Genomic DNA, 18,161 nt, shown 5'->3' on the forward strand with positions numbered 1-18,161 from the left:
ACGGTCTATCTCTTATGCCACTGAACAATTCAGGGAATGCGTTGCTTTATTTTTATCGCCCGACCGAAGCCGGGCATTATTTTTTGCTTAGTGAGTTTTGGGCTCAATACCACTATGCATAGTGTTTCGCGTAAGACAGCATCGCTTTTTCGAAGCAATCAAACGGAGGGTGTACAATCCCTGCCCCAATCATTCCAATACCTGCATCTTTATGCGCAATCGCCGTGTTAATCACCGGAAGAATGCCACTAGCTGCGACTTTCGTGATATCAATCGCTGTCGGAATTCCCATAAAACCTAATAATGGAATGGTGACGTTCGGGTTCTCTCCAAGGGTGATCTCTCGCATTTGGCGAGAGAAATCCACCGCTTCCTCAACGGTTCCCCCTACGAGCGCCACGATAGCCGGTGCTGTTGCCATCGCAAATCCACCAATCCCGTAAGTTTCTGTGATAGCCGAGTCACCAATATCTAAACCTGAGTCTTCCGGTTTATAACCTGCGAACATTGGACCAATCACTTGCTGAGAAGGGCCTGTAAACCACTGCCCCGGCAAGCCGCTAATGCGTAAACCAAACTCATAACCATTACGCGCCATGGTGGTCACAACAGTACTGTATTCAATACCGTGTGCTGCATCCATTGACGCTTTACACATTGCCATCCATGTAGGGCCCGAGAAATAGTCGCTACTTGCCACGAAATCAAACACTTCTTTTTGCTGTGCAACCGTAAAATTGGTTTGAATAATTCCTGTTGTTAATGCTTGGATCAGCAATGTTGTTCCCGCATTGTTACGGTTATGGCATTCATCACCCATATGTAACGCTTGCGCCAACATTAAACGCAGGTCGATTTCACCCACGATTTTCATGGCGTCACGCAGCATTGGACCCAGCACATCACGCATCCAATTCAAGCGGTCAATAACGCTCTGGTCATTGGCGCCCATACGCAAGATTTTTGCCATCTGCTCACTCAAGTTAGTGAATGCGCGGTTACCGTAAGTTTTGTTTTCGACAATATGCATAAACATCGATGCCGATGTCACACCCGCCATTGAACCTACGCAATCATGTTCATGGCATGGAGAAAAGATAATCTCCCCAGATGCTGCAACACGTTCCGCATCCGCTAAATCTTTAGCTAGTCCTTCAAAAACTAATGCTCCTGTCACCGCGCCTTTCATCGCACCACACATATCTTTCCATGCCACTGGCGGGCCAGCATGTAGAATGGTGTTTTTCGTCATGCCCGGTACCACATTAATGGCTTGGTCATAACCCACGAGTACTGGCTGGGACTGAATAATGCGCTCAAGCGCTTGTGCGTTCGCTTCTGCGATTTTTTCTTGTAACGCTGCGTTGCCTTCAATTTGGTCAAGCGCGCGGATCACAGCAACGTTACCTTGACCCGGCGGCGTCCAATTCAGTTGAGTCACCGGAACGTGCTGTTTTTTCAGATCATCACTGAACATCTCAATGCCGATATTGATAACATTCAATGGTTGTTTAAATAATGAAGTCATTACGCTTTCTCCCCTTTCCAGACAAATTCACGTCCTAATAAACCTGTATTGGTACTGCTACTCGCCCAAATCACACCTGCGTCAGTGAGCATCTTGACCTGTGCATCCATCGATGGCGTATCTTGGTCAGTACCCAGCACATAGCCGAGGATCACCAGTTCACGTCCTTCTTGTTTCGCTATCTCTTTTGCTGTTTTGATAGCGTCAATCATCACACCGACCGGATCTTCATGAGAGCCAAAGCCAAGCACGAAATCCATCATGATCACGCCAACTTCTGGATCACGAGCTTCTTGCAGTAAACGCTCGATGCGGTTTGTTGGATCGATCATTGGGTGTGGCTTACCGTTGGTAAAATCATCATCGCCAAAGTCGAGGAAGGTATGGGCGACACTTTTATTGATATCTTTCAGACGGTAGTCAGGATTAGGTTGAATATTGCTGTAGACGTCATCGTATTTTTCCAGCGCTGCAAACATGGCTTCATCACACAATGTACCGCCACAGAAAAGACCACGAATGTATTTTTGTTCCGGTTTGAGTAACGCTCTAACTTCATCAATTAAAGGTAAGTTGAGAGGGTGAAGGTCTAAATCTTCTTTACGAATGCCAGTCAGTAAAACCGCTTTCAAAGCAGCTTCTTTGGTACCTTGGGCAAAAGTTAAGCCTGGTTTATCATCCGGCAACGGTTGACTACCTAAGAAACAAACCACCACTGGCTTATGGCATTTTTCAGCTTGTTCTAACACTTTTTTGGCAACCATAGGTGCTGGTGGCTTAGAAATGAGTGCAATGACTTGGGTTTCATCATCCGCATCCAGCATTTTGAGTGCATCAATCATCATGATGCCGCCAATTTTTTCACTTAGGTCACGACCCCCCGTACCGATTAGCTGAGAAACTCCGGCGCCAAATTCATGGATGCGCACACTCAGTTCTTGGCTCCCCGTACCGGATGCCCCAATAATTCCGATGCTACCGCGACGAACATTGTTACCAAAACACAGGGCTGTCCCATTGATGATCGCTGTCCCACAGTCTGGTCCCATCATCAACAGCCCTTTTTGGCTCGCTAACTGTTTCAGCGCCAGCTCCTCGTCAATCGAGACGTTATCGGAGAACAGCATCACGTTGAGATCATTTTCCAGTGCAATACGCGCTTCACGAGCCGCAAATTGCCCATTAACCGAAATAACCGCTAAGTTGGCATCAGGAATGTGTGTTTTTGCAGAATTGATTGTGGCGTATTTGGCTTCATGCTGCCCGCCACCTTGGTTTTTCTTGTTAAACAGCTCTTCGATAGCAATCAATGTCGCATCATTGGCTTCATCGCTAGGCCCTTTAATCACTATCATTAAATCGCCGTTTTTGGCTTCTTCTAATTCCGGTGTTAATAAACCTAAGTTTCTTAATACACCTTTATTCATTTCTGTTGCCATTGCCACAAAGGCTTGCTCAACATTTTCAAGTTGGTTGGCTTTGGTGGAAATAGACATCAATGACACGGAATCAAAATAGGTATTCTTTTTTATGACCACTTTAGTCGACATGTGTTTCTCCGAAATAATGAGTCAGAAACAGCGCATCGCGAATGCCAAATAGCATGTCGCAACCTGAACTAGACCCGATATTTAAAATCTCTAAAATTTGTGGATAAATATTTGTTTCTCGCCCATCAACTAAACATTGAATTAGTTGATACATATTTTCGCGATACTCTTGGTTTAATGCTTTTTCTAACGTGATGGCGCTGATGGGTGTTGTATTCGCCTTGCTTTGATAAATTCCTTGATAAAAACTCTGATAGAAGGAATTTGCAGGGTGATGTTTCAACAACAAAAAAGCCATCAGTCCCACTAAATAATCATCTCCCGAAGGTGTTAACCCAATTCCTAACCCAACAAACTGGCTCACAATATTAGTTAATGCTTGGTGCCGTTTATTGATTAATAAATTAATTAATCTGGAGCGTAATTCATTTAATTTTTTTGATGATTCAAGATAAAAACCATTGTCCCCTTGGTAGTTAAACAGAGAGTGTGTTTTATCATTTAAAATAGAATCAATTTCGTTAATTTTAGACTGAAGAAAATAACGGTATTTCTCTTCGGCTAATTTTTCATTAATAAAATAAACCGTTGGTGGGTTCCATTTCTTACATAATAAAAATGAAATAGCATATTTCTCACCAATATGAATTTCATTATTTAAATTACAAACAGAATCCCCCGCCATTATATTTAACGGTAAAAAATCCTTATTAATTATTCGGCAGCTATTAGGTGCATTATCCGCTTGCGAGCCAAGCAAAGTATAAAGCTGGTTATCAATAGAAAAATTAATGGCTTTATTAAAAACTTGCTCTACATTCCCTGTTAATAATGGCTGATGCAAAAGATCCAAGAAATGCGCATCAGCCGTTAACCCATAAATGCTTTGCCGCTGAGATTGGTGTCTGTCCACAATCCCCCTTATGGGTGGTTACGCACCCGCTGCAATCAGTAATTCAGCGATTTCGTGATAGCCTTTTTCCTGGGCCAGCTCTAACGGTTTTTTGCCATATTTGTCCGTCATATGTGGATTAGCACCGTGCTCTAACAGCATTTTTACGATTTGCTGCTGTTTTACACCACCATCATTCAGCACAATCGCTTCTAGCAATGGAGTCCAGCCGACAAAGTTGGTGTGATTAACATTAATGTCCGTGTTTTCCAGTAATTCACGCACAATTTCCACATGCCCTTTTTCACTCGCTGGCGTGATCCCAACACCACCAAAACGGGTTAACAAATCTAAATTAGGATTAGCCGGTAATACTAAACGTAATAATGTTAAATCATTATTTAGGCAGCTTAATAAAAATGGATTAAAACAAGTTTGGTCTTGTTTATTAATATCAGCACCCGCATGAATAAGAAAATCAACACACTCATAGTGCTGATTTAAACTCGCATTTACAATAGCAGTGCGACCTTGGCGATTGGTGCTATTAATATCAACACCTTTTTCAAGGCAACTTTTTAAAATAGCTAATTGGCCTTGTTCTGCGGCTTTAAGAAAATCTTGAACGAGTGTGTTTTCTGTCATAATGCTCTCCACATTTAGCTATTTAAATTTTCTGATAGCCAAATTAAACATGAATTAAAGATTATTTAGCATGGTTAGAGCATATCAATTGCTATTAATAAATAGAATCCATTTAAATTTAATTCATCAATCTGCCACCTTATTATTGATTTAAATTCAACAATCAAGCATTTTTGTGCGTGAAAGCATCCTTCACTGACCTTTATTGATGTTTTTTTGTCTATTTTCTATGCAATTTGACCAAATTATTTTGTTAATCTGTTTGCCAATTTATTCTTTCTTCAATTTTGTGACAGCCATCAAATCAAAGGTTTTTAAATTGTTAACATTGTGATTTTTTGTTTACAAACCCGATATCCTCCAATGGCTGTTTTTTCATTTAATTCAATAATATTAATTAGTTTGAATGTGAACATGCATTTCATTAGTTGCTTTTTGTGGTGACATAAATTAAATACTATTTATTGTACAGAATAGATAAATATCCCCGCAGAGGGCTATCAAAAACAATCAATAAAAAGCCTGTTTTTTAAGCTATTGAATTGTATTCACAGAAAACGTTATTTAGGCTAATTTTCACGCACTTTGGGACACAATACATGAACTCTATTTTTACCGAAGAAAATTTATTGACCTACACCACCGCGGCTAAATTTGCCAGTTTCAGTAAAGCGGCCGAAGAACTTGGAATTACCACTTCCGCGGTGAGCTACACTATAAAACGTATCGAAACCTATTTAGATGTCGCACTGTTTATCCGCGATACCCGTAATATTGAATTGACCGAAGCGGGATACTATTTTTATCGCAAAGCCACCGACCTTTTGAATAATTTTCATCTCATCAAAAAAAGTATCGATTCCATTGAACAAGGGATTGAAGCCCGTGTTCGCATCTGTATCAATCAGTTGATCTACACCCCTTACCATACGGCAAAATTGCTGCAAATCTTGAAAAAGCAATTTGGTACCTGCCAGATAACTGTGACCACGGAAGTGTATAACGGTGTTTGGGATGCCATTATCAATAACCATGCGGATATTGCGATTGGGGCGCCAGGTACACTCATGGATGGCGGCGGGATTGATTACACCGAAATTGGTGCCATACACTGGCAATTTGCCATAGCGTCTAGCCACCCTTTAGCCTTAATGCCTGAGCCCATTGCCGAAAGCCAACTGCGCCTCTACCCAAATATTATGGTGGAAGATACCGCGCATACCATCAATAAACGCGTTGGATGGTTACTACACGGGCAAGAGGCGATTCAAGTGCCCGATTTCAATACCAAATGCCAGTGCCAAATCTTAGGTGAAGGGATCGGATTCTTACCCGACTATATGGTCAAAGAACATGTGAAAACCGGTGTCTTAGTCACTAAGCAAATACAAAACCCAAGGCAGGATTCTCACATGCTATTAGCCACTCAACACTCTGCGACAGGGCTAGTCACCCAATGGATCAGGAAAGAATTTATGGCAAATGGAGTCTTAACGGAACTTTACAGTGATTTGCTCAAGCCCATCGCCAATTAACGCGGTTCTAATTGATGAGCTAACTGCGCCGCCAATACTGAAACCATCTCCGATGATTCTTTGTGGAAATGCATCGCCAGTTCCATCTCTTGGGCAGGAGGAAACCCCTCTTCTGCTGTCAAGATTCGATGCTGAGGTAATTTAGCGCGTACGGGTAACAGGCTAACACCTAATCCGTCGGTAATCGCACTTTGGATTCCCGCCAGACTGGTACAGGTGTATGTAATGTGCCAAGGGCGTTGCTCATTATCTAACAACCTAAACATATCATTCCGGTACAGCCCATTTTCTGGAAAAACAATCAGAGGAACAGAATCCGTGGGAAGAACATATTGCTGGCGACTCGCTAGCCAGCACAGAGGCTCTGACCAATGATACTCACTATGAAACTCCCCTTTTCGTTGTTTCACAATGATCAAATCCAACTCACCGTGCTGATAGCGTTGCTGTAGTTGGCGACTCAATCCGCTAGTCACCTCTAATCGGACATTCGGATGCGCTTGCATAAAGGCCGCCAACGTTGGTGTCACTAAGCCTGATGCCAAATCTTCAGGAAACCCTAATCGCAGAGTTTGAATAATCGCATTTCCTGTTATTTTCATAAAAAACGTATCATTAAGTGCCAGAATATTTTTCGCATATCCCAGCAACACTTCCCCTGTTTCTGTCAGGGTTAACACCCGGTGCCCCCTGACAAACAACGGTTGCCCAACAAGACTTTCCAATCGCTGAACTTGCTGGCTCAACGTCGATTGCGTTGAATTTAATTGCTGTGAAGCCACCGTAAAATTTCCCGTTTCTGCAACGGTAACGAATGTTTTCAATAGCACAAAGTTAAGCAACGAATTCATTTTTTTAATACCTGAGATTTAATTATTTAATTTTTAAATATCACAATTTTTGATTAGATTGAAGGGAACAACGCATTTGATGGACATTACTGAAATGACACCATGTCAACTCATCAGTAATCTTATTAGAATACTCGATAAATCAGGAGCACAAGTCATGCTCGATAAACAATTTTTACAACATGCAATCACCCTCGCCTCTGACAATGTCGCCGCAGGTGGACGCCCATTTGGTGCAGTGGTCGTCAAAAATGGGCAAATTATTGCCACTGGCGTGAACCAAATGTTGGAACGACACGACCCGACTGCACACGCTGAATTACTCGCATTACGCCAAGCGGGAGAGGCGCTAAATAGCATCAGACTCGATGATTGCACCGTCTATGCTAGCGGTCAGCCTTGCCCGATGTGCCTTGCTGCGATCCGGATGTCTGGCATTAAACGTGTCGTTTATGCCTATTCGAACCAAGATGCTGAACCTTTTGGATTGTCGACAGAGGCGATAGCTGAAGCATTAAGAGTTTCTCCTGACCAACAAAGTGGTTTGCAATTTATCCAATTAAAACCAAAGGATGAGACGCAATCCATGCTGTATCAAACTTGGTGGCAACGGCATCACGCGTAAACATGAAAAAACCACTTTCTGCCTCTTTTGGCTTGATTCTGACGATTGCCCTTGTCGGTATCAATTTACGCCCTTTTATGACAGGGCCTGGGCCAGTCATCGATAATATCATTCAAACCACCGGAATGAGCTACCAGAGCGTTTCGCTGTTAACGCTGATCCCCATGTTACTCATGGGTTTTGGGGCTTTGCTCGTCCCCGCGTTAAATCAAAAATTGGGCGATAAATTGGGGATTAGCCTCGCGATGTTACTGCTGCTGATAGGCTCTTTCTGCCGATTATTTGTTTCTGATGCGAACGCACTGTTAATGACCGCATTTTTGTGTGGAATGGGAGCAGCTTATATTCAAGCGGTTTTTCCCGGCTTGATAAAGTTTTCGTTTCCGCAAAAAATGGCCGCCATGACGGGGTTATATTCAGCCACGCTTATGGTCGGTGGCGCGCTGGGAGCGCAATTAACACCGCTAATTACCCACCTTTCTGGGAATTGGCAAAGTGGGCTTGCATGGCTTGCATTGCCAGCACTGATCGCTCTGATTGCCGTCATCATAAATATTCGTTCTTCAGACACGAAAAATATACCAGCTCAGTTGAGTGTATTAACCTATCTTAAGCAGCCCAGAGCGTGGCTATTAATGGCGGGATTTGGTTTAGTGAATGCGGGTTACGCAACTGCCGTGACATGGCTGGCGCCTTTCTTTCAACAACAAGGTTTCAGTGCTACAGAAAGCGGTTCTCTGGTAGCGGTTTTAACCATTTTCCAAGCGGCTGCGGCACTGATGATCCCGATATTAGCGTCCCATAATATTGACCGCCGTTTTTGGCTCACTGTGACGCTGGTAAGCCAAGCCTTGGGATTTGCCGGGTTAATCCTGTTTCCTAACACGCTACCGTTGCTGTGGGTGGGTCTATTGGGCTGTGGTTTGGGTGGCTGCTTCGCCTTAACCATTATTACCTCTTTAGATCATATCCCCCACCCTGCTAGCGCGGGGATCCTGACGGCCTTAATGCAAGCAGGCGGCTTTATCATCGCCGCTTTTGGACCTTTAGTTGCGGCAGCATTACAGCAATTTAGCCACAGTTTTACCCCTGTTTGGTTGCTGCACTGTGTCCTGGTTATGATGACTTTACTGCTATTTTTGCGTTTAAATCCTAAAGGATATCACCAGATTTTTAGCGTGAAATAAGCTTAATAACCAAGGAGATGGCATCATTGCCATCTCCTTCACTTTATGCAGTGGTTTCTTCTTGCGCCAATGCGGATTTTGGTAACCCAAAAATTTTGTCAAATGCCCAGTTAAAGAAAAAGGTATAAATCGGGATAAAGATAATCAGGGCAAAATCTAAAATAAGCGCCTGCCAGAGCGATATTGATAGCCACCATGCAATCAGTGGGATCAAAAATACCACCAGCGTTAGCTGGAATAACACCGCATGGGCGAAACGACGTCTAAACGTTCTAATTCTTGATTTCTGCTTTGATTCCCAATATTCAAATGCCACATTGAAAATAAAATTCCATGTCACCGCTATCGTGGTGATCACCAGCGCTAAAGGCCCCGTGGTTCCCGCGGAATTCCCCGAAAGAAAAGCCAGTGCCAACGATGAAATCATCCAGCCAATGACTTCGTAGCTCGTAATAAAAACCACTTTACGTTTAATACCTTGCATTTTTTATCTCATATTCTGTTTGCCGAAGACTGGTAAATTAAATCAACATTAATGATAATAAAAGTCAGCTACTATCAACAAAACTGAAAGGTCTAAGATGCCATTTAATAGCGAAAACCTGATGATTTTTCTCACCGTGCTCGATAAAGGCTCTTTTTCCGCAGCGGCTAGATCGCTGCATAAAGTCCCTTCCGCGGTTAGCATGGCGATTGCCAACCTTGAAGCTGAACTTGGTTTTTCGCTGTTTGAGCGCCATACGCGAGAACCCAAACCGACAGAACAAGCGCTTTCCCTCGCCCCTTATGCCCGAAATATTGTGGATAACTTGCGTCAGTTGAATGTTTTCTCACGGGAACTTACCCAAGGCGTGGAAAGCACGCTCACGATCGGTGTGGCTGAAGGGGTTAATCCCAATGTGTTAGTTGATGCCTTGCATACATTGAGCCAACGTTACCCCTTGATGCATGTGGAGCTGATCACTGCGCCTCAAGACGATATTTTGCCGTTACTGCACAGCGAACGTCTTCAGCTAGCTATTGCCTTCGGTGGGTTATATGTCAATGCTCAGGAACAATTCGAATGTATTGGTTATGAATCATTAACAGCGACCATCAGCGCCGATTACCCCTCTAATAAACCGAGTAATGCGCTGTATATCGAAGATCTCGTTCAAACACGCCAAATTATTGTCGCGAGCCCTCACCATCCTATCAGTGATTTTCGCTCTATCGTTTCTAGCCATTATTGGCGCACAGATAGTTTTACGATGGCGTTAGAATTGGTTAAAAAAGGGATGGGTTGGGGAAACTTACCCGCTTCATTAATCAAAACTGACTTAGAGGCAGGTTTACTCAAGCGTTTAGAATTTAAAAACACCCCGAATGGCTTAGTGCTTCCTGTCCATGTCGTTTGTTTAAAAGGCCAAGTACTCAAACGCGGCGCCCAAGAGTGTATAGAGCTTTTAAAAACAAATATGTACTAACAGTTTTGAGTCATTTCAGAATCGGTTCAATTCGCCATCAAAAAGTCAGGTAAATCTCTATTACATCATAAATGTAGCTCCTCATTTGTGATACGGCGCTTTTGTTGGTTAGCAATGTTTGTTGATCAATTGTGAAAATCACTTGATATTGCCAATGCTTTTAAAGATAATAATTATCAATATCATTCTTATTGACAACAAAATTTCTGTGGTGAACAACATGACCAAGCCACTTTCTGACATTATTGAAGAAACCACAAAATCAACCTCATTGACTGATTTTGCTGCTAAAAATGGGCTTATTGAAAGCCAAAAATTATTAGGTGCATCAGGCAAAATTTCCATTGAGCACCGAGGTGAAATTTATCAATTGCGCCAAACTCGCACAGGTAAATTAATTCTGACCAAATAGTTTTTAGTTTTCACAACGTAGTCTGCATTAAAAAGACGGTTTGTTTCAAAAATACAATTAGCTTTAAAAACACAATCTATCTCGCAAGCCACCTAAGTCGTCATACTAGGCAGCCAGCTTAACTCTATACATCAGGACACAGTTTCTTATGGTGTTTATTACGGGCTTTGCTGCTGTAAATCTGGATAACCTCAAGGCGAACTTTCGAACCCTATCATCGCTTGTTGGGTTCAAATACCCCTTTTCCCCTATTCCGTTGAAAGCGTCTTTGTCTCAACACCCTATAAACACGCCATAACGCTCTGATGATAAATCTGTTTTTAACGGTGCATCGCACTCATCAAAGAGTTAACAATTTTTAGGGAGTATCACCTGTATGTCTCAAGTATTACGCTTATCTGTGCTGGCGAGTGCCTTGCTGCCTCTAATGGCAACCGCACAGACTGAAAAATCTCCAACTAACAATAATCATTTAACTAACAGTCACCACGATGTGATGACGGTTTATGCCACGGGTAATGAGCGAGATAGCTTTAATACGCCGATGATGGTTACCGTCATTAAAAATGATTCACCAGAAACCAAAACAGCCAACAATGCTAACGATATTTTGCGCAAAGTGCCGGGTATTGCACTGACAGGAACTAGCCGTACTAACGGCCAAGATATCAGCATGCGCGGTTTTGACCGTCGTGGAATTTTGACGCTCGTCGATGGCGTTCGCCAAGGTACAGATACTGGGCACATTAACGGCACATTCCTTGACCCTGCGCTTATCAAACAAGTAGAAATTATTCGTGGTCCGTCCGCGCTTTTATACGGCAGCGGCGCTATGGGTGGCGTGATTGCTTGGGAAACCGTGAATGCGAAAGATTTACTGCGTGAAGGTCAAAACCAAGGTTTCCGTGTCTTTACTCAAGGCGCAACAGGGGATCACAGCTTTGGCTTTGGCGGCTCCGCTTTTGGTAAAACCGATGACTTTGACGGCCTATTCAGCTTTGTGACGAAAGAAAGCGGTGATGTTCGTCTTGGCGGCGGCGAAAAAATGGATAACAAAGAAACCATTGCCAATATGCTCGGTAAAGGCACATGGAAACTGGATGATGCGCAAACCCTGTCTGGGCAGATTCGTTATTACAATAATGATGCCTATGAGCCAAAAGACCCGCAACAACTCGCCACCAGCAAAGATAATAAACAGGTTAACCGTACGACGCGTCAGCGTGACTTGCAAGCCACCTATCAGTTAAATCCAGACGATAATTCATGGCTCAATTTAAAAGCGACTCCGTATTACTCTGATGTGAATATCACATCCAAAGGGAAAGAGTCTAACTACGAAGGTCGCAGCCAAAAAACGTATGGTATCAAGTTGGATAACCGCTCTGATATCTATGAGTTACCACTCGCTGCACATAACTTCACCTACGGTACTGAAGCATATCGTCAAAAACAGACTCCTTACGCTGGAACCACTCAGTTCCCTGATGCAGAGATCACCTTTGCCGCTGGCTTTATTCAGGATGAAATCACGCTAAAAGATTTACCTGTTTCCTTCATTTTGGGTACCCGCTATGACAACTACAAGTCCACCGCCAAGGGCAATAAAGATGTCAAAGAAGATCAATGGTCATCAAAAGCGGCGGTGAGCATCACTCCAACCGACTGGTCAATGCTGTTTGCATCATACTCTGAAGCTTTCCGTGCACCAACGATGATGGAGATGTACAACGATTCTCTTCACTTCAAAGGCGGCCCTATTTCCAACTATTGGCGCCCTAACCCAGACTTAAAACCTGAATCCACACGTACTGCAGAATATGGTTTTGGCTTACGTTTTGATGACCTACTCATGGCTCGCGATAACCTGCGCTTCAAAGCCAGCTATTTCGATACGAAAGCCAAAGATTACATTAACACCTACGTCAATACAGACCGTGTTAACTGGAATAATAACTACACCACATCCATCAATACCAAGCGTGCCAAAATTTGGGGAACGGATGTGTCATTGGATTACACCACCGACTACTTTGCGTGGGGGCTCGCTTATAACCACACTGTCGGCGTCAATGAATATACTGGCAAAGCCATTGAATCCATTAAACCAGACTCGCTTACCAGCAACCTCTCCGTTCCTATTGCGGACAGCGGTTTCTCTGTAGGTTGGTTAGGTGAGTTCACTACCCATACCGATTTCGATAAAACATCCAAATTGAAACAACAACCGGGCTATGCCGTTCATGATTTCTATCTAAATTATCAAGGCGATGGAAGTCTTAAAGGGTTAGGTACCAGTGTTGTTTTAAGAAATGCTTTTGACAAAGAGTATTACTCCTCTCAGGGGATTCCCCAAGATGGTCGTAATGCTAAGCTGCTCGTCAGCTTCCAATGGTAATTCACACTATATTGGTAATTCACACTACATAAAGGAGAAACCTGTGAATTCAGCACTTTTCGAACGTTATCAACAAGCCAAAGCAGATAATAAAGCTAAGTATGCGAGAGATCTCGCCGCTTATCTGAATGTTTCTGAAGGGGAATTATTACATAGCCGTGTTGGGCGTGATAAAGCTAAACGCCTGAGCATTGATGCGCCAACGTTATTAACTGCTTTGGAAGCTGTCGGTTCAGTCAAGGCTATTACTCGTAATGAGTATGTGGTTCATGAGCAAGTCGGTCGCTATGAAAATGCCAAATTTAGCCCTCATGGTGGTTTAATTCTCAACCCACGCGCACTGGATTTGCGTATGTTTTTCTCTCATTGGGACAGTATTTTTGTGCTCACTGAAGAGGCAAAACACGGTGAACGCCATAGTATCCAATTCTTTGATAAACATGGCGATGCACTGCACAAAGTGTATACCACTGATGAAACCGATATGGATGCATGGAATGCGCTTATCGAAAAATACACCACTACCGAAAACCCACTGTTAGCGGTTGAAAAAGTGCAGCCACATCACGCACAACCAATCAGCGATGAGCTAAAACAACAGCTTGACCAAGAGTGGCGCAATATGACGGATGTTCATCAATTTTTCATTTTATTGAAGAAGAATAACTTAAGCCGTCAACAAGTGTTCCGCGCGGTCAGTGATGATTTAGCTTGGCAGGTGCCAAATGATTCATTCAATCAGCTGGTTAATACTGCTTTCGCTGATCAAAACGAAATTATGATTTTCGTAGGTAACCGTGGGTGTGTGCAGATTTTCACAGGCAAAATCAAACGTTTGATGCCACATCAAACTGAAGGTTCTGACATCAAATGGCTGAACATTTTCAACCCTGATTTCACCCTGCATATGATTGAAAATGGCGTTGCAGAATGTTGGGTCACTCGTAAACCAACGGAAGATGGATTCGTTACCAGCCTTGAAGTGTTTGATGACCAAGGCAACCAAATCGCACAAATGTACGGACAGCGCACTGAAGGGACGCCAGAGCAAGAACACTGGCGCCAGCAAGTCATGTCCCTGCCAAGAATCTAACACAGGTATTTGACGATGAAACAATGGCTTCTAATGGTAATCACACTGGCAACCTCGTTGGTTGCCCATGGCGCTGACCGCTTAGTGACACTCGGCGGTGATGTAACTGAAATAGTCTATGCGCTTGGCGCACAAGGCAGTCTGGTTGGGCGCGACAGTAGCAGTTTACATCCAGAGCAAGCAACTAAATTGCCCGATGTCGGCTATATGCGAACACTGAATCCAGAAGGCGTACTCTCTTTGCGTCCAACGTTGGTGCTCGCCAGTGAGCTTTCCCAACCTTCAATCGCATTAACCCAAATTGAAAAAAGCGGCGTTAAAGTGATTAAAGTGACCGGAAAACCGAAATTAGAAGCCATTCCTGAAAAAATCACCACCATCGCTAATGCGGTGGGGTTACCCGAGAACGGAAAAAAGTTAGTCGAACAATTTAATACCGAGCTACTTGCCGTTCCAACCAGCCCTTTGAATAAAAAAGTGGTTTTCTTGATGAGTCATGGCGGCGTACAGCCGATGGCTGCAGGGCAACAAACTGCAGCAGATAGCATGATCACCGCAGTGGGCGCACAAAATGCCATGCATAATTTCACCAGTTACCGACCGCTTTCCCAAGAAGGTTTGATTTACAGCCAACCCGACCTCGTTGTCGTGTCTGAACAAGGTGTGAAATCACTCGGTGGTATTGATAAGGTTTGGGAATTACCGGGGTTAGCACTCACTCCGGCAGGAAAAAATCGCGCGATTTTAGTCGTGGATGATACTGGTATGCTGAGCTTCAGCTTAAGTACGCCCAAGGTCATGCAGCAGTTAAGAGAGGCGTTAGAAAAAAGCGAATGAGTCGTTTTAAGCACCCTTTATTTAAAATTCTAATGTTATTGGTGCTACTGGGGACAGTCACGCTGGCTGCCTCCACCGCTGGCGCAATTAACTTACCTTTAAAAGCGCTTTGGTTTGCACCATCAACCGATCCTGACTGGCAAATTTGGCTCACTATTCGTCTACCAAGAGTGTTACTCGCCATTTTAGTGGGGCTGGCTTTAGCGGTTTCCGGTGCGATGATGCAAGGGCTATTTCGCAATCCTCTCGCCGACCCTAGCTTATTAGGGATCAGTAGCGGAGCTGCATTGTGTGTGGCCGCATTCATCATTTTACCGTTATCCTTACCCACATTAATGCTCAATTACGGTCATCTTGGTGCAGCATTCGTTGGCAGTTTAGCGGTTTCGCTGATCATTTTTAGTCTCAATCGTATGTCTAATGGTAATTTGGCACGGCTGCTATTAGCAGGAATTGCCATTAATGCCCTGTGTATGTCGCTAATTGGGGTACTAAGTTATATGAGTAATGACCAACAATTACGCACATTTAGTTTGTGGATGATGGGGTCATTAGGCAATGTGAATTGGATATCGTTAGCAATTGCCGCCAGCGTGATTATCCCTACGTGCTTACTCTGCTTATGGCAGGGCAATACGCTAAATATTCTACAATTAGGGGATGAAGACGCACACTATTTAGGGATAAATGTTGAGCGTAGTAAGTTTATTTTATTATTCCTAAGCGCTTTATTAATTGGCTGCGCCGTTGCCATGAGTGGTGTGATTGGCTTTATCGGGCTCGTTGTCCCTCACTTAATCCGTATGACATTAGGGCCAGATCATCGTTGGCTTATTCCTGGTTCTGCCATAGTGGGTGCTTGCTTACTCTTAGCAGCTGATACCCTTGCTCGCACTTTAGCCGTTCCCGCAGAAATCCCCGTGGGCTTATTAACGGGTTTGATTGGCGGACCTTACTTTTTATGGCTCATACTGCGCCAACCTGCAGGAAGGATCTAACGGATGCCCAATTTACTCGACGCTAGAAACCTCAGTTATCGTATTAATAACCGAACATTAATCGACGATATCAGTTTATCTATACAACAAAATCAAATGGTGGTGATCATTGGCCCTAATGGTGCCGGCAAATCCAGTTTATTGAAATTGCTCACAGGCTACACTTCTCCCTCTCAAGGTGAATGCCAGCTAGAAGGTCGCCCACTACCGGAATGGGAGCCTCAAAACCTGGCTAAAAAACGCGCTGTAATGAAACAACATAGTCATTTACAGTTTGCGTTCAGTGTTGAGGATGTTGTGGCAATGGGAAGAACACCTTACGGTTCTGAACATAAGCAGCACGCCATTGATATTGCTATGGAACAAACCCATTGCACCCCACTACGCCATCACGATTATCGCCAATTATCCGGTGGTGAACAGCAGCGTGTTCAACTTGCTCGAGTGTTAGCTCAGTTATGGCAACCAGAGCCAACGCCAGCCTGTTTATTTCTTGATGAGCCCACTTCAGCCCTTGATTTATATCACCAGCAACACAGTTTACGACTTTTGCATCAGCTTACCCGTGAAAGGCCGCTAGGAGTTTGTTGTGTACTGCATGATTTGAACCTCACCGCGCTCTATGCCGATAAAGTGTATCTTATTCATCAAGGGAAATTAGTGGTGGCTGGAACGCCACAAGAAGTGTTAACTACCGAGAATTTGACTCGATGGTATCAAGCTGATTTAGGGGTTCAGCCGCATCCTGAAACGGCAACCCCCCATGTGTATTTACGCCATTAATAAATAGCCGCGGCTTTCATCATGCTATATTTCATAATGAAGGCCGCGAATTAACATCATAATAAATTAAAGTATTTATTAGGCTTAGGTGGTAGTGGTAACTGCTTAGCATCAATCATATCAAGAGCATTGCGTTCAAGCCCCGTACATAACGCATTCAGTGGCAAGCTGTTATCTAATACATCGAATGGGTCTTCCAATTGTTCCGCTAATGCATCCCACGCTAAAAACGTATAGGAAACAAACACGGAAACCAAAGGCGTCATATAATGTAAATCCCCCACCAGTGCAAACGGTAATAATGTACAAAATAAATAGACCGTACGTTGCAGGATCAGTGTATAAGCGAAAGGGATCGGCGTATTCGAAATACGTTCACAGCCGCCTAAAACTTCAGATAACCCGTTCACATCTTTATTGATGGACTGAAACAGAACATCACTGATCAGATTGTTATCTCGTAATGCCCCCACACTCAAACCAATATGCATAAGAATTCGGCTGGTCGGAAAAGGGCTTTTAATGACATCTAAAAAAACATCCCGTGGCAATAAACGATACAAATCGATATTTGGGTTAGTGCGTCTAAGTTCGTGATTTAAGCTCCAACTAAACGCAATCAACAAATTAGCAAATGTGCGATGCGCTTCAGGATCATTCGGTAATAATCCTTTTATGTTTCTTAAAATATTACGTTGATTGGTTAATATTGCGCCCCAAAGCGTTCTGGCTTCAACTAAACGGCTGTAGCAGGCGTTATTACGGAACCCCAAAAAGATAGCTATCGCTATTCCTAATAAGCTAAATGGGGCTATTGTCAGATGTATTCCTAATTGCTCGTACCATTGATAGATTAAAATAGCGACAATGGACATCATAATATTAAGCGATAATCTAAAGGTGATTTTAGACAACACGGAACCGTGCCAGTCGAACAACCTAAAGAACCAGTGTTGATGCGGGCGAATGACCATAAATTAATAATAATTGAAAGGATAGTTATGTGTGATGATTATCACATAAATTATTTCGGCAATCCATATGATGAGCTCATCGATTTACTCATCTTAAGCTAAATAGTTTAGTGATAAACTATTTTATCTATTCTATCATCTATTTATTATTTTTCGTTTTTTTAAGATTTCAGGTATTGACTCAAATTTATTTATAATTAACTTTACCTAGCCAATACTTGAATTTGAAATACTTATTTAATTTAAAATTAATTAATCAGTAAACTAAACAATTGATATACAGCATGCAAATATAATCAATTGATTAATTTTTGGCTATATTTTGATTAAATATCAGTTAACTAGCATTACATTAAATCAAATTCTTAAGGAACTCTTAATATTGGC

At 43.0% G+C, this 18,161-nt stretch carries 17 protein-coding genes; 10 read left to right on the plus strand and 7 right to left on the minus strand.

Annotated features, from left to right (window positions below; all coding sequences use genetic code 11):
- Positions 1-112: 112 nt before the first annotated feature.
- Genes H0913_RS12925 through H0913_RS12940 form a run of 4 tightly spaced genes read right to left on the minus strand, consistent with a single transcriptional unit; the run spans position 113 to position 4,615 of the window.
- Positions 113-1,528, minus strand: coding sequence for a DUF1116 domain-containing protein (locus H0913_RS12925; RefSeq protein WP_181477387.1), 1,416 nt, complete (start codon positions 1,526-1,528; stop codon positions 113-115).
- Complete coding sequence (gene fdrA, locus H0913_RS12930; protein ID WP_154602588.1) at positions 1,528-3,078, minus strand: acyl-CoA synthetase FdrA; 1,551 nt, start codon at positions 3,076-3,078, stop codon at positions 1,528-1,530. The genes H0913_RS12925 and fdrA overlap by 1 nt, the downstream gene beginning before the upstream one ends.
- Positions 3,068-3,991 carry a DUF2877 domain-containing protein gene (locus tag H0913_RS12935; protein WP_181477388.1) on the minus strand — a complete coding sequence of 308 codons (924 nt, stop codon included), beginning with the start codon at positions 3,989-3,991 and terminating at the stop codon, positions 3,068-3,070. The genes fdrA and H0913_RS12935 overlap by 11 nt, the downstream gene beginning before the upstream one ends.
- 18 nt (positions 3,992-4,009) lie before the next feature.
- Positions 4,010-4,615, minus strand: a complete 606-nt coding sequence (locus tag H0913_RS12940; RefSeq protein WP_154602587.1) for an ankyrin repeat domain-containing protein — start codon at positions 4,613-4,615, stop codon at positions 4,010-4,012.
- 599 nt (positions 4,616-5,214) lie between these two features.
- On the opposite strand from H0913_RS12940, the gene H0913_RS12945 reads away from it, so the two are divergent.
- Positions 5,215-6,150, plus strand: a complete 936-nt coding sequence (locus H0913_RS12945; RefSeq protein ID WP_154600026.1) for a LysR substrate-binding domain-containing protein — start codon at positions 5,215-5,217, stop codon at positions 6,148-6,150.
- On the opposite strand, the gene H0913_RS12950 is transcribed toward H0913_RS12945, so the two are convergent.
- On the minus strand, positions 6,147-7,001 hold the full coding sequence (locus H0913_RS12950) for a LysR substrate-binding domain-containing protein (RefSeq protein WP_181477389.1): 855 nt from the start codon (positions 6,999-7,001) through the stop codon (positions 6,147-6,149). The genes H0913_RS12945 and H0913_RS12950 overlap by 4 nt on opposite strands.
- 157 nt (positions 7,002-7,158) lie before the next feature.
- Between H0913_RS12950 and H0913_RS12955 the strand changes: the two genes are divergently transcribed.
- Together H0913_RS12955 and H0913_RS12960 are read left to right on the plus strand one after the other, a co-directional pair.
- Positions 7,159-7,626 carry a nucleoside deaminase gene (locus tag H0913_RS12955; protein WP_154638145.1) on the plus strand — a complete coding sequence of 156 codons (468 nt, stop codon included), beginning with the start codon at positions 7,159-7,161 and terminating at the stop codon, positions 7,624-7,626.
- Between the two features lie 2 nt (positions 7,627-7,628).
- A complete protein-coding gene (locus H0913_RS12960; RefSeq protein ID WP_181477390.1) occupies positions 7,629-8,813 on the plus strand; it encodes a cyanate transporter in 1,185 nt (394 codons plus the stop codon).
- Between the two features lie 43 nt (positions 8,814-8,856).
- Here the strand turns inward: H0913_RS12960 and H0913_RS12965 are convergent, their stop codons facing one another.
- A complete protein-coding gene (locus tag H0913_RS12965; RefSeq protein WP_154602585.1) occupies positions 8,857-9,297 on the minus strand; it encodes a PACE efflux transporter in 441 nt (146 codons plus the stop codon).
- A 97-nt stretch (positions 9,298-9,394) separates the two neighbouring features.
- On the opposite strand from H0913_RS12965, the gene H0913_RS12970 reads away from it, so the two are divergent.
- The 7 genes from H0913_RS12970 (at position 9,395) to H0913_RS13000 (ending at position 16,800) form a co-directional block, all read left to right on the plus strand.
- Positions 9,395-10,279: a LysR family transcriptional regulator gene (locus H0913_RS12970; RefSeq protein WP_181477391.1), complete on the plus strand. Its 885-nt coding sequence runs from the start codon at positions 9,395-9,397 to the stop codon at positions 10,277-10,279.
- Between the two features lie 220 nt (positions 10,280-10,499).
- Positions 10,500-10,691 carry a hemin uptake protein HemP gene (hemP, locus tag H0913_RS12975; protein ID WP_154602583.1) on the plus strand — a complete coding sequence of 64 codons (192 nt, stop codon included), beginning with the start codon at positions 10,500-10,502 and terminating at the stop codon, positions 10,689-10,691.
- 376 nt (positions 10,692-11,067) lie between these two features.
- Complete coding sequence (locus H0913_RS12980) at positions 11,068-13,089, plus strand: TonB-dependent hemoglobin/transferrin/lactoferrin family receptor (protein ID WP_181477393.1); 2,022 nt, start codon at positions 11,068-11,070, stop codon at positions 13,087-13,089.
- A 43-nt stretch (positions 13,090-13,132) separates the two neighbouring features.
- The gene (locus tag H0913_RS12985; RefSeq protein ID WP_181477394.1) at positions 13,133-14,182 is read left to right on the plus strand and encodes a hemin-degrading factor; all 1,050 of its coding nucleotides are present in this window, start codon (positions 13,133-13,135) and stop codon (positions 14,180-14,182) included.
- Between the two features lie 15 nt (positions 14,183-14,197).
- Positions 14,198-15,019, plus strand: a complete 822-nt coding sequence (locus H0913_RS12990; RefSeq protein WP_154602581.1) for a heme/hemin ABC transporter substrate-binding protein — start codon at positions 14,198-14,200, stop codon at positions 15,017-15,019.
- Entirely contained in the window at positions 15,016-16,017 is a 1,002-nt protein-coding gene (locus H0913_RS12995; RefSeq protein WP_181477395.1) for a FecCD family ABC transporter permease, read from the plus strand. The genes H0913_RS12990 and H0913_RS12995 overlap by 4 nt, the downstream gene beginning before the upstream one ends.
- 3 nt (positions 16,018-16,020) lie before the next feature.
- Positions 16,021-16,800 (plus strand): heme ABC transporter ATP-binding protein, encoded by a 780-nt coding sequence (locus tag H0913_RS13000; protein ID WP_154602579.1) that lies wholly within the window; start codon positions 16,021-16,023, stop codon positions 16,798-16,800.
- A 56-nt stretch (positions 16,801-16,856) separates the two neighbouring features.
- On the opposite strand, the gene H0913_RS13005 is transcribed toward H0913_RS13000, so the two are convergent.
- Positions 16,857-17,774: a bestrophin family protein gene (locus tag H0913_RS13005; protein WP_154602578.1), complete on the minus strand. Its 918-nt coding sequence runs from the start codon at positions 17,772-17,774 to the stop codon at positions 16,857-16,859.
- Between the last annotated feature and the right edge of the window lie 387 nt (positions 17,775-18,161).

The organism is Providencia rettgeri, from assembly GCF_013702265.1.
In the GTDB taxonomy this organism is placed as follows: Bacteria; Pseudomonadota; Gammaproteobacteria; order Enterobacterales; family Enterobacteriaceae; genus Providencia; species Providencia zhijiangensis.

Bases quoted from the DNA above. Each gene is read 5' to 3' on its own strand.
- H0913_RS12925 (WP_181477387.1), bottom strand. From the start codon at position 1,528: ATGACTTCATTATTTAAACAACCATTGAATGTTATCAATATCGGCATT.
- fdrA (WP_154602588.1), bottom strand. From the start codon at position 3,078: ATGTCGACTAAAGTGGTCATAAAAAAGAATACCTATTTTGATTCCGTG.
- H0913_RS12940 (WP_154602587.1), bottom strand. From the start codon at position 4,615: ATGACAGAAAACACACTCGTTCAAGATTTTCTTAAAGCCGCAGAACAA.
- H0913_RS12945 (WP_154600026.1), top strand. From the start codon at position 5,215: ATGAACTCTATTTTTACCGAAGAAAATTTATTGACCTACACCACCGCG.
- H0913_RS12950 (WP_181477389.1), bottom strand. From the start codon at position 7,001: ATGAATTCGTTGCTTAACTTTGTGCTATTGAAAACATTCGTTACCGTT.
- H0913_RS12955 (WP_154638145.1), top strand. From the start codon at position 7,159: ATGCTCGATAAACAATTTTTACAACATGCAATCACCCTCGCCTCTGAC.
- H0913_RS12960 (WP_181477390.1), top strand. From the start codon at position 7,629: ATGAAAAAACCACTTTCTGCCTCTTTTGGCTTGATTCTGACGATTGCC.
- H0913_RS12965 (WP_154602585.1), bottom strand. From the start codon at position 9,297: ATGCAAGGTATTAAACGTAAAGTGGTTTTTATTACGAGCTACGAAGTC.
- H0913_RS12970 (WP_181477391.1), top strand. From the start codon at position 9,395: ATGCCATTTAATAGCGAAAACCTGATGATTTTTCTCACCGTGCTCGAT.
- hemP (WP_154602583.1), top strand. From the start codon at position 10,500: ATGACCAAGCCACTTTCTGACATTATTGAAGAAACCACAAAATCAACC.
- H0913_RS12980 (WP_181477393.1), top strand. From the start codon at position 11,068: ATGTCTCAAGTATTACGCTTATCTGTGCTGGCGAGTGCCTTGCTGCCT.
- H0913_RS12990 (WP_154602581.1), top strand. From the start codon at position 14,198: ATGAAACAATGGCTTCTAATGGTAATCACACTGGCAACCTCGTTGGTT.
- H0913_RS12995 (WP_181477395.1), top strand. From the start codon at position 15,016: ATGAGTCGTTTTAAGCACCCTTTATTTAAAATTCTAATGTTATTGGTG.
- H0913_RS13000 (WP_154602579.1), top strand. From the start codon at position 16,021: ATGCCCAATTTACTCGACGCTAGAAACCTCAGTTATCGTATTAATAAC.
- H0913_RS13005 (WP_154602578.1), bottom strand. From the start codon at position 17,774: ATGGTCATTCGCCCGCATCAACACTGGTTCTTTAGGTTGTTCGACTGG.